At 61.2% G+C, this 11,278-nt stretch carries 13 protein-coding genes; 10 read left to right on the top strand and 3 right to left on the bottom strand.

The window, feature by feature from the left end:
• Nucleotides 1-76: 76 nt before the first annotated feature.
• Together B0W55_RS12505 and rph are read right to left on the bottom strand one after the other, a co-directional pair.
• Nucleotides 77-445, bottom strand: coding sequence for a DUF4870 domain-containing protein (locus B0W55_RS12505; protein WP_077046304.1), 369 nt, complete (start codon nt 443-445; stop codon nt 77-79).
• Between the two features lie 28 nt (nt 446-473).
• Nucleotides 474-1,196, bottom strand: a complete 723-nt coding sequence (gene rph, locus B0W55_RS12500; RefSeq protein WP_047535109.1) for a ribonuclease PH — start codon at nt 1,194-1,196, stop codon at nt 474-476.
• A gap of 267 nt (nt 1,197-1,463) precedes the next feature.
• Here rph and B0W55_RS12495 point away from each other — a divergent pair, with 267 nt between their 5' ends.
• From B0W55_RS12495 to B0W55_RS12470, 6 genes are all read left to right on the top strand, one after another.
• Entirely contained in the window at nt 1,464-2,327 is an 864-nt protein-coding gene (locus tag B0W55_RS12495; protein ID WP_077046303.1) for a YicC/YloC family endoribonuclease, read from the top strand.
• Between the two features lie 12 nt (nt 2,328-2,339).
• Nucleotides 2,340-2,960 (top strand): guanylate kinase, encoded by a 621-nt coding sequence (gene gmk, locus B0W55_RS12490; RefSeq protein WP_077046302.1) that lies wholly within the window; start codon nt 2,340-2,342, stop codon nt 2,958-2,960.
• Nucleotides 2,961-3,127: 167 nt separating this feature from the next.
• On the top strand, nt 3,128-3,391 hold the full coding sequence (gene rpoZ / locus B0W55_RS12485) for a DNA-directed RNA polymerase subunit omega (RefSeq protein ID WP_007921129.1): 264 nt from the start codon (nt 3,128-3,130) through the stop codon (nt 3,389-3,391).
• Nucleotides 3,392-3,448: 57 nt separating this feature from the next.
• A complete protein-coding gene (spoT, locus tag B0W55_RS12480; RefSeq protein WP_077046301.1) occupies nt 3,449-5,554 on the top strand; it encodes a bifunctional GTP diphosphokinase/guanosine-3',5'-bis pyrophosphate 3'-pyrophosphohydrolase in 2,106 nt (701 codons plus the stop codon).
• A 27-nt stretch (nt 5,555-5,581) separates the two neighbouring features.
• Nucleotides 5,582-5,962, top strand: coding sequence for a RidA family protein (locus tag B0W55_RS12475; RefSeq protein WP_003229509.1), 381 nt, complete (start codon nt 5,582-5,584; stop codon nt 5,960-5,962).
• 68 nt (nt 5,963-6,030) lie between these two features.
• Entirely contained in the window at nt 6,031-6,771 is a 741-nt protein-coding gene (locus B0W55_RS12470) for a hypothetical protein (protein ID WP_077046300.1), read from the top strand.
• A 124-nt stretch (nt 6,772-6,895) separates the two neighbouring features.
• On the opposite strand, the gene B0W55_RS12465 is transcribed toward B0W55_RS12470, so the two are convergent.
• The gene (locus B0W55_RS12465; protein WP_077046299.1) at nt 6,896-7,753 is read right to left on the bottom strand and encodes an SDR family oxidoreductase; all 858 of its coding nucleotides are present in this window, start codon (nt 7,751-7,753) and stop codon (nt 6,896-6,898) included.
• A 186-nt stretch (nt 7,754-7,939) separates the two neighbouring features.
• Between B0W55_RS12465 and exbB the strand changes: the two genes are divergently transcribed.
• The 4 genes from exbB (at nt 7,940) to B0W55_RS12445 (ending at nt 11,275) form a co-directional block, all read left to right on the top strand.
• Nucleotides 7,940-8,890 (top strand): tonB-system energizer ExbB, encoded by a 951-nt coding sequence (gene exbB / locus B0W55_RS12460; RefSeq protein ID WP_077046298.1) that lies wholly within the window; start codon nt 7,940-7,942, stop codon nt 8,888-8,890.
• A gap of 6 nt (nt 8,891-8,896) precedes the next feature.
• A complete protein-coding gene (exbD, locus tag B0W55_RS12455) occupies nt 8,897-9,325 on the top strand; it encodes a TonB system transport protein ExbD (RefSeq protein WP_077046297.1) in 429 nt (142 codons plus the stop codon).
• Complete coding sequence (locus B0W55_RS12450; RefSeq protein ID WP_077046296.1) at nt 9,322-10,071, top strand: energy transducer TonB; 750 nt, start codon at nt 9,322-9,324, stop codon at nt 10,069-10,071. Before exbD ends, B0W55_RS12450 begins: the two co-directional genes overlap by 4 nt.
• Nucleotides 10,072-10,345: 274 nt before the next feature.
• Nucleotides 10,346-11,275, top strand: coding sequence for a hydrogen peroxide-inducible genes activator (locus B0W55_RS12445; protein WP_077046295.1), 930 nt, complete (start codon nt 10,346-10,348; stop codon nt 11,273-11,275).
• Nucleotides 11,276-11,278 lie beyond the last annotated feature (3 nt).

Raw genomic sequence — 11,278 nt, 5'->3', positions numbered from 1 at the left:
ATTTCAGTCAATACACGTGTCGCCTGAGATGACGCCTTCGCGAGCAAGCCCGCTCCCACAAGGGGAAACGCGTTGTTTATTTGATCAGCCGCCAGGTAAACGGATACCGATACGGCACCCCTTCATTGGCCTTCACGCCACCGATGATCGTCAGCACCAGCGCGCCGATGGCGATCAAGCCGAACAGGAAGAACCCGATGACCACCACCATCAGCATGAGGCTGATGGCCGAAGCGATGGCGACGGTGATCTGGAAGTTCAGCGCCTCCTTGCCCTGAGCATCGATGAACGGGTCCATCTCTCGCTTGATCTGCCACAGAATCAACGGGCCGATCAGCGTGCCGAACGGAATCCAGATCCCCAGCAAGGCGGACAGGTGACAAAACATCGCCCATTGCCGAACTTCTTTGCTCGGCACGGGTAGCAGTTGCTGCTCATCACTCATGACGTCCTCCTTGTCTGTGGCAATCCGATCAGTCAGCCAGTGCAGCCTTCTGCAGATCGAAGATTTCATTCATGCCTTTTTTCGCCAGTTCCAGCATGGCGTTCAGCTCTTCAGGCTGGAACGGTGCGCCTTCGGCAGTACCCTGAACTTCGATGAAACCGCCCGTGCTGGTCATCACCACGTTCAGGTCGGTCTCGGCCGCCGAGTCTTCCAGGTAGTCGAGGTCGAGTACCGGCTCGCCCTGGTACATACCGACCGAAACGGCGCCGATCATTTGCTTGAGCGGGTCGCCACCCTTGAGGCCGCCGCGCTTCTTGATGACTTTCAGTGCATCGACCAGGGCTACCATGGCGCCGGTGATGGATGCCGTGCGCGTACCGCCGTCCGCCTGGATCACGTCGCAATCGACGTACAGGGTGACGTCGCCCAGCTTGGACATGTCCAGCGCAGCGCGCAGGGAACGGCCGATCAGACGCTGGATTTCCAGGGTACGACCGCCCTGCTTGCCGCGGCTCGCTTCACGCTGGTTACGCTCCCCGGTGGCGCGGGGCAGCATGCCGTATTCGGCCGTCAACCAGCCCTGGCCTTGCCCCTTGAGAAAACGCGGCACGCCGTTTTCGACACTGACGGTGCAGATGACTTTGGTATCACCGAATTCGACCAGTACGGATCCCTCGGCGTGTTTGGTGTAGTTGCGGGTAATGCGGATCGAGCGGAGCTGATCGGCAGCGCGACCACTTGGACGTTTCATAAGGGATACCTGTACGGGGACGGAAAACTGCGGAGCATTATAGAGCCGCCAGCCGCGACTGGGCACTTCTAAAAAAATCCTCCGACGGGTAAAGGCTCTGAACAGCCCGTCGCCGACGGACTGCAGCCCTTTGTGACTTCGTGTGTTTGGGCGCATCCACCGCACTGCGCTACAATCCTGCGCCTTTGCTGCCAGTCGGCTTTAATTCATTGATATCGGATTGCCCAAACCCCGGTTGCGGGCCGATCTGCATTGCGAGGTACCTCCATGGTGCACAGCATGACCGCCTTCGCCCGCGTCGAGAAAGCCGGCGTCCAGGGCACCCTGAGCTGGGAGCTGCGCTCGGTCAACAGCCGCTACCTGGAACCCCATCTGCGCCTGCCGGAGTCCTTCCGCGATCTGGAAGGTGCCGTGCGCGAAGCGTTGCGCCAGGGCGTCTCCCGGGGCAAGCTTGAATGCACCCTGCGCTTTACCGAAGAACACACCGGTAAACCCCTGCAAGTGGACCAGGCCCGCGCCGCGCAACTGGTTGCAGCCGCCGAGACCATCGCCAGCCTGATCAAGAACCCCGCCGCCCTGAACCCCCTCGAAGTCCTGGCCTGGCCTGGTGTGCTGGTGGGTGATGCGACCGATCCGCAAGCCTTGAACGCCGAGGCGCTGGCCCTGTTCAACCAGGGCCTGAAAGAGCTCAAGGCCGGCCGCGAGCGCGAAGGCGCGGAGCTGGCACGGCTGATCAACGATCGCCTGACGTCCATTGAACAAGACGTGGTGACCCTGCGCGAACTGGTTCCGCAGATGCTCGCCACCCAGCGCCAGAAGGTGCTCGACCGCTTTGCCGACATGAAGGCCGAGATGGACCCGCAGCGCCTGGAGCAGGAAATGGTCATGCTGGCGCAGAAAAGCGACGTCGCCGAAGAGCTGGATCGCCTGAGCACCCACATCATCGAAGTTCGCCGGGTGCTCAAGTCCGGCGGTGCGGCCGGGCGGCGTCTGGACTTCCTGATGCAGGAACTCAACCGCGAAGCCAACACACTGGGCTCCAAGGCCTTCGATCCGCGCAGCACCCAGGCGGCGGTCAACCTCAAGGTGTTGATCGAGCAGATGCGCGAACAAGTGCAGAATATTGAGTAAGGCAAATCCGACATGACCCACAGCACCGGCACCCTGTACATCATTTCCGCCCCTTCGGGCGCGGGCAAGAGCAGTCTGGTCAAGGCCCTGACCGACGCCAATCCGGAGATCCGCGTCTCGATCTCCCACACCACCCGCGCCATGCGCCCCGGTGAAGTGAACGGCGTGAACTACCATTTCGTCGATCGCAGCGAGTTCGTGAAGATGATCGAGCACGGGGATTTCCTGGAGCGCGCCGAAGTGTTCGGCAACCTCTACGGCACCTCGCAAAGCCACCTGCAGCAGACCCTGGACGAAGGCCACGACCTGATCCTGGAAATCGACTGGCAGGGCGCCGAACAAGTGCGCAAGCTGATGCCTCAGGCGCGCTCGATCTTCATTCTGCCGCCGTCCTTGCAGGCCCTGCACCAGCGCCTGACCAATCGCGGCCAGGACAGCGACGAGATCATCGATGGCCGGATGCGCGAAGCGGTCAGCGAAATGAGCCACTATGTCGACTATGACTACCTGATCATCAACGACGATTTTGCCCACGCCCTGCACGATTTGAAGGCGATTTTCCGCGCCAACCAGCTGCAGCAGAAGCGTCAGCAGCAGCGCCACGGCAAATTATTGGCTGAATTGCTCGGTTGATCCGCTCTTCCCAAAACAGCTGCAAGGGCTTTACATTGGCACTTGCAGCGCGTTGAAGGGCTTGATCAAAAAATCAGCGCTTCCCTAATCGCTGGTGATTTTTTAAACTGTTGAGTCCGCTCGCCCATCCGGGCAGCGCGCATATTGCATTTGCTACGAGGAAGACCATGGCCCGCGTAACCGTTGAAGACTGCCTAGAACACGTGGATAACCGCTTTGAGCTGGTCATGCTCTCTACCAAGCGTGCCCGTCAACTGGCCACCGGCGGCAAAGAGCCGAAAGTAGCCTGGGAAAACGACAAGCCTACCGTCGTCGCCCTGCGTGAAATCGCTGAAGGCCTGATCGACTACGCCGCTATCGCCGAAGCCGAAATCGTTGAAGATGAACCGCTTTTCGCTGCATTCGAGGACGAGTCCAACGAGGCCGTCTAAGCCTATGCCTGGTCGACGTAGCACGGCGCGGGATCACAGCTTCTGGCAGGAGTCATCATGCCGAGCATAGACGCCCTCGCCGATCGCTTATCGACCTACCTCGGCAAAGACCAGGTCAACCTGGTCCGCCGAGCGTATTTCTACGCCGAACAAGCCCACGACGGCCAACGCCGCCGCAGCGGCGAGGCGTATGTCACGCACCCACTCGCGGTTGCGAATATTCTTGCCGACATGCATATGGACCATCAGAGCCTGATGGCGGCCATGCTGCATGACGTGATCGAAGACACCGGGATCGCCAAGGAAGCACTGCAGGCGCAGTTCGGCGAAACCGTGGCCGAACTGGTCGACGGGGTCAGCAAACTGACCCAGATGAACTTCGAGACCAAGGCCGAGGCACAAGCCGAAAACTTCCAGAAAATGGCCATGGCCATGGCCCGCGACATTCGCGTGATCCTGGTCAAGCTGGCCGACCGCCTGCACAACATGCGCACGCTGGAGGTGCTGTCCGGCGAGAAACGCCGGCGCATCGCCAAGGAAACCCTGGAAATCTATGCCCCCATCGCCAACCGGCTGGGCATGCACGCCATCCGCATAGAGTTCGAAGACCTCGGCTTCAAGGCCATGCACCCGATGCGTTCCGCGCGAATCTACCAGGCCGTCAAGCGCGCCCGGGGCAATCGCAAGGAAATCGTCAACAAGATCGAAGAATCCCTCAGCCACTGCCTGGCCGTCGATGGCATCCAGGGCGAGGTCAGCGGTCGCCAGAAACACCTCTACGGCATCTACAAGAAAATGCGCGGCAAGCGTCGGGCCTTCAACGAGATCATGGACGTCTATGCGTTCCGGATCATCGTCGACAAGGTCGATACCTGCTACCGCGTGCTGGGTGCTGTTCATAATTTGTACAAACCGTTGCCGGGACGTTTCAAGGATTACATCGCGATCCCCAAGGCCAACGGCTATCAGTCGCTGCACACCACGTTGTTCGGCATGCACGGCGTGCCGATCGAGATCCAGATCCGCACCCGCGAAATGGAAGAGATGGCCAATAACGGCATCGCCGCCCATTGGCTGTACAAATCCAGCGGCGACGAGCAGCCAAAAGGCACCCACGCCCGCGCCCGCCAGTGGGTCAAAGGCGTGCTGGAGATGCAGCAACGCGCCGGCAACTCCCTGGAATTCATCGAAAGCGTGAAGATCGACCTGTTCCCGGACGAGGTCTACGTGTTCACGCCCAAGGGCCGGATCATGGAGCTGCCCAAAGGCTCCACGGCGGTGGACTTCGCCTACGCCGTGCACACCGACGTCGGCAACAGCTGCATTGCCTGCCGGATCAATCGTCGCCTGGCACCGCTGTCCGAACCGCTGCAAAGCGGCTCGACGGTCGAGATCGTCAGCGCGCCTGGCGCGCGGCCGAACCCGGCATGGCTCAACTTCGTGGTCACCGGCAAGGCCCGCACGCACATCCGCCATGCGCTGAAACTGCAACGCCGCTCCGAGTCCATCAGCCTGGGCGAGCGTCTGCTGAACAAGGTCCTCAACGGCTTCGACAGCTCGCTGGAAAAAATCCCGGCCGAGCGGGTCAAGGCGATGCTCACCGAATATCGCCTGGAGCTCATCGAAGACCTGCTCGAAGACATCGGCCTTGGAAATCGCATGGCCTATGTGGTGGCGCGCCGGTTGCTCGGCGAAGGCGAACAGTTGCCAAGCCCGGAAGGTCCGCTGGCGATTCGCGGCACCGAAGGCCTGGTGCTCAGCTATGCCAAGTGCTGCACACCGATCCCGGGCGACCCGATTGTCGGCCACCTGTCCGCAGGCAAGGGCATGGTCGTGCACCTGGACAACTGCCGCAACATCAGCGAAATCCGCCATAACCCGGAAAAATGCATCCAGCTCTCCTGGGCCAAGGATGTCACCGGCGAATTCAACGTCGAACTGCGCGTCGAGCTGGAACACCAGCGCGGCCTGATCGCCCTGCTGGCCAGCAGCGTCAACGCGGCCGACGGCAATATCGAGAAAATCAGCATGGACGAGCGCGATGGTCGCATCAGCGTCGTCCAACTGGTGGTCAGCGTCCACGACCGTGTACACCTGGCCCGCGTGATCAAGAAACTGCGCGCCCTGACCGGGGTGATCCGCATCACCCGCATGCGCGCGTAGCCATCCAACCATTACAAGGAGTCATTCATGACCAAGACCGTTATCACCAGCGACAAGGCCCCGGCCGCCATCGGTACTTACTCCCAGGCAATCAAGGCTGGCAACACCGTCTACATGTCGGGCCAGATTCCTCTGGACCCAAAAACCATGGAACTGGTCGAAGGCTTCGAAGCCCAGACCGTCCAGGTGTTCGAGAACCTCAAGGCCGTGGCTGAAGCCGCCGGCGGTTCGTTCAAGGACATCGTCAAACTGAACATCTTCCTCACTGACCTGAGCCACTTCGCCAAGGTCAACGAGATCATGGGCAAGTACTTCGACCAGCCTTACCCTGCCCGCGCCGCCATCGGCGTAGCGGCCCTGCCTAAGGGTTCGCAGGTTGAAATGGATGCCATCCTGGTCATCGAGTAACGTGTCCGGCGCAGCCTCACGCTGCGCCAACCGCTCTGCTGTAAAGAAAAGCTTGAAAGGATTCCACCATGCGCAAAGCGCTTGCTCTCTCGCTGCTCGCCCTGCTTTTGGGCGGTTGTGCCAGCGACCCTGCCGACCGTGATATCAGCGGCACCTGGATCAACCAGGTGGCGATCGATGCCGCCTCCAAGGGCGTCCCCCTGCGCGAAGCGCTACAGGCCTATGGCCCGAACCTGGAATGGGATGTCAACACCAAAGCCGGTCAGGCCCGCTACACCAATGGTTTCGAAAACGTCGACGGCAAGCTGCTGGGTGAAGAATCCGGCGCCTGGAAGATCGACTTTTATGGCAGTTCCGGCAGTGAACTCAAGCGCGACGGCAAGCAATTGCGCCAGGCCGCGACTGAAAACGAACCGGCTCAGGTCTTCGATCGTGCGCTGATTCCGGTTCCTGATGGCGCGCCGATCGGTGCCAGCTTCGAGCGCGCGCTGTATTCGGCCTACATGGGCGGCAGCTGGAAAGTGATCAGTGGCCCTGGCGAGGGCAACACCGTGCAATTCCAGGCCGATGGCCAGGTGACCGGCCTGCCGGGCACAGACCGCTACGCCCTCTGCCTGGCCGGTGACTGCGCCTCGATGAGCGGCGGCAACGACAACATGTGGTTGCAACTCAACGGTCAGGGAAACGCCTGGATCTTCAATCGCAAAGGCAAAGAGCTGGAAATTTTCCAGACCGTGAACACGGCATTGGCGGATGAAATGCCGCAGTTCACGCCGGGTGACCGCAAGTGGTTGCTCGAAAAGCAGTAACCGCATGACCCATGTGGGAGCGGGCTTGCTCGCGAATGCGGTGTGTCATTCAGCATTGCCGTTGACTGACACACCGGATTCGCAAGCAAGCCCGCTCCCACATTTGGCTTACGGTGAATGAGCGTCAGCAGCGCCCTTCAAGGATCGCGGCATAGCCTTCACGAAAGCTCGGATATTTCGGCTCCCATCCCAGCGCTTTCGCCCGCGCATTGCGGCAACGCTTGCTGCCTGTGCGCCGCACACTGGCGTCGTCTGCCCAATCAGTCACGCCCAGATACTCACGCAGCCAGCCCACCACATCCGCCAGCGCTGCCGGCTCGTCATCGACGCCGATATAGACATCATCCAGCGCCACGCCGCGTCGATCCGCCTCAAGCAGGCACGCCATCAACCCGGCGGCGTCATCGGCATGAATTCGATTGGCGTAAAGCGGTGGATCGACCGCCACGCGATAGCCCCGGCGCACCTGGGTCAGCAGCCATTCGCGCCCCGGACCGTAGATGCCGGTCAGGCGCACGATGCTGGCCGGGATGCCGCTATCGAGTGCAACTTGCTCGGCTTCGAGCATCACCTTTGCGGAATAGCCAGACGCCACCGTTGGCGAAGTCTCGTCAACCCACTCGCCCGTCTGCTGGCCGTAGACACTGCTGCTGGAAACGAACAACAGGCGATTGGGCACTTGTCCGTAGTCCTCCAGCCACTCCAGCACGTGCTTGAGGCCCTGAACATACGCAGCACGATATCCGGCCTCGTCGTGATCGGTTGCAGCGGCGCAATACACCAGATAGTCCACAGCGCCGATGGGCCAGGTCGCCGGGCATTCCTTGTTGAACAGATCGCCAGCAACGCCAATCACACCGTTGGGCAGGCGCGAGACGTCACGCCGCAGGCCATGCACTTCCCAGCCATTGGCCAATAATTGCGTGGCCAGGCGGCTACCGACATCACCGCAACCGGCGATCAGAACAGATGGCGCGGACATCAGAAACTCCCCTCGAAAACCCACAGACTAGCGCTGGCGGAGGACGAGCGGCCAGCCATTCGGGAAAAAAGATACTCTATTACTTTTGTTAACAAGAATTACTTGCAATAATACACGCCACTTTTGCTCTCGGCCTCGCGAGGCCTGGAAGAGCATCAACGGTTTTCTACCTCAGGTCCGGCCAGCATGACACGCAATCACACCTTCGCTTCGCCAACCAAACGACCTCGCGCCTGGAGCGCTGTGGCCGCCCTGCTACTCAGCCTGATGCTGGCCCCGGCTGCCGCTTTCGCTGACGCCCAGGCACCCGCCAACACACGGTCTGCTGCCGAACACGCAGCGCCTGCCGCGAACGGTCCGGCGCAGGCGGCACCTGCTCAAGAAGCCCTCGGTGAAAACGTTCCCGAAGTGCTCGAGGCTGACAACAGCCTGGGCATGGCACACGACCTGTCGCCATGGGGCATGTACCAGAACGCTGACGTCGTGGTGAAAACCGTGATGATCGGCCTGGCCATCGCATCGATCATCACCTGGACCATCTGGATCGCCAAAGGTCTTGAGCTGATGGGCGCCAAGCGTCGTCTGCGCAATGAGATCGTGCTCCTGAAGAAAGCTGCCACCCTCAAGGAAGCCAGCGCCAGTGCCGCCAAGCCGGGCACCCTGGCCAACCTGCTGGTGCATGACGCCCTCGAAGAAATGCACCTGTCGGCCAGCGCCCGCGAGAAAGAGGGCATCAAGGAGCGCGTCAGTTTCCGCCTCGAACGCCTGGTCGCCGCTTGCGGCCGCAACATGAGCAGCGGCACCGGCGTGCTCGCCACCATCGGTTCTACCGCGCCGTTTGTCGGTCTGTTCGGTACCGTATGGGGCATCATGAACAGCTTCATCGGCATCGCCAAAACCCAGACCACCAACCTTGCCGTGGTCGCCCCCGGCATTGCCGAAGCCCTGCTGGCCACCGCATTGGGCCTGGTCGCCGCAATCCCGGCGGTCGTGATCTACAACGTGTTCGCCCGTTCCATCACCGGCTACAAGGCGCAAGTGGCCGACGCGTCGGCAGAAGTCCTGCTGCTGGTCAGCCGCGACCTCGATCACCAGCCTGAGCGCAGCTCGCAACCGCACATGGTGAAAGTGGGGTAATCGGCCATGGGCCTGCATTTGAAGGAAGGGGCAGACGACGATCTGTCCGAAAACCACGAAATCAACGTTACCCCGTTCATTGACGTCATGCTGGTGCTGTTGATCATCTTCATGGTGGCAGCGCCGCTGGCCACCGTGGACATCAAGGTCGATCTGCCGGCGTCCACCGCCAAACCGGCGCCGCGCCCGGAGAAGCCGGTGTTCCTCAGCGTCAAGGCCGACCAGCGCCTGTACCTGGGTGACGAAGAAGTGAAGGCCGAGGCACTCGGCGCTACGCTCGACGCCAAGACCCAGGGCAAGAAAGACACGACGATCTTCTTCCAGGCCGATAAAGGCGTGGATTACGGCGACCTGATGAGCGTGATGGACAATCTGCGCTCGGCCGGTTACCTGAAGGTCGGGCTGGTTGGGCTCGAGTCGGCAGTCAAGAAATGATCACAACGCGCCATAAACTGACGCGTTACAGCGCCAGCCTGGCCATTGTGCTGGGTGTTCACGCGCTGGCGATCGCGCTGGCCGTTAACTGGACCGCCCGCCCGCCCGTGGAATTGCCACCCCAGGCGATGATGGTCGAGTTGGCACCGGTTCCAGCCCCGCCACCGCCGGCACCGCCGAAAGTCGTCACACCGCCGCAGCCGCCAGCACCGGTTGAAGAACTGCCGATACCCAAGCTTGCTGAAGCGCCGAAGGCTGAGATCGCGGTACCGAAACCGGTCAAGCCCAAGCCCAAGCCACAACCGCCCAAGCCTGTGGAAAAAAAGCCGGAACCGCCCAAGGAGAAACCCTCCGAGGCCAAACCAAGCGAAGCGCCACCGACGCCGGCACCGACTGAAAAATCCGCTGCACCTGATCCGGGCCCGTCGGCTGCCCAGGTGGCCGCCAAGGCGAGCTGGGAAGGCACCTTGCTTGCGCACTTGCAGAAGTACAAAAAGTACCCTGCCAGCGCACAGGCTCGGGGCAAGACAGGCACCAACCGTCTGCGTTTCGTCGTGGATGCCGAGGGCAATGTATTGTCGTATGAGTTGGTAGGTGCATCCGGCACTGCCGATCTGGACCGGGCCACCCTGGAAATGATCCGCCGCGCCCAGCCGCTGCCAAAGCCACCGGCGCACATGCTCACCAACGGTTCCATAGAAATTGTTGCACCCTTTGTTTACTCGATAGACAAAACTCGACGTTGATGACCTGCCGCGCTGTAGGAGCAAAGCTTGCTCGAGATGAGGCCGTCACGACCAACATATGTGTTGACTGACATGCCGCCATCGCGAGCGAGCTCGGCTCCTACAGGATCAGGTGCGAATGAACGATAAAAACGAAGGCACCGAAAGGTGCCTTTTGCGTATCTGCCGGCTGTAAACAGGCATTGGCCTGTGTCACGCGACACATACCTTCTGATAACGTGCGTCTATCGATTGCAGCCGGTATGCTTGGCCCGCATCTTCATGGACGCTTGCTATGACTCTCACAGAATTACGCTACATCGTTACCCTCGCCCAAGAGCAGCACTTCGGCCACGCGGCCGAGCGTTGCCACGTCAGCCAGCCGACCCTGTCGGTGGGCGTGAAAAAGCTTGAAGACGAACTCGGTGTGCTGATTTTCGAGCGCAGCAAGAGCGCCGTGCGCCTGACCCCGGTCGGCGAAGGCATTGTGGCCCAGGCACAAAAGGTGCTGGAACAGGCCCAAGGCATCCGCGAACTGGCCCAGGCCGGCAAGAACCAGCTGACGGCGCCACTGAAAGTCGGCGCGATCTACACCGTCGGCCCGTACCTGTTTCCCCACCTGATTCCACAACTGCATCGAGTCGCCCCGCAGATGCCGTTGTACATCGAAGAGAATTTCACCCACGTCCTGCGCGACAAGCTGCGCAATGGCGAGCTCGACGCGATCATCATCGCCCTGCCGTTCAACGAAGCCGATGTGTTGACCCTGCAGCTCTACGACGAGCCGTTCTATGTCCTGATGCCGGCCAATCACCCGTGGACTCAAAAGGAAACCATCGACGCCGGCCTGCTCAACGACAAGAGCCTGCTGCTGCTCGGCGAAGGCCACTGCTTCCGCGATCAGGTGCTGGAAGCCTGCCCGACCCTGACCAAGGGCAACGACGGCGCCAAGCACACCACCGTGGAATCCAGCTCGCTGGAGACCATCCGGCACATGGTCGCGTCCGGCCTCGGCGTCTCGATCCTGCCGTTGTCGGCGGTCGACAGCCATCACTACGCACCAGGCGTGATCGAAGTCCGCCCGCTGTCCCCACCGCAACCCTATCGCACCGTAGCCATTGCCTGGCGCGCAAGCTTTCCGCGGCCCAAGGCCATTGAAATCCTCGCTGACTCCATTCGCCTGTGCTCGGTGGCCAAGCCGTCCGCGCAGGTGGTGGCGGGCTAAGCA

The sequence above is a fragment of the Pseudomonas sp. KK4 genome (assembly GCF_001984065.1).
GTDB lineage: Bacteria > Pseudomonadota > Gammaproteobacteria > Pseudomonadales > Pseudomonadaceae > Aquipseudomonas.
Note: the sequence above shows the minus strand (reverse complement) of the source record. Positions and strands in the feature narration are given on the sequence as shown.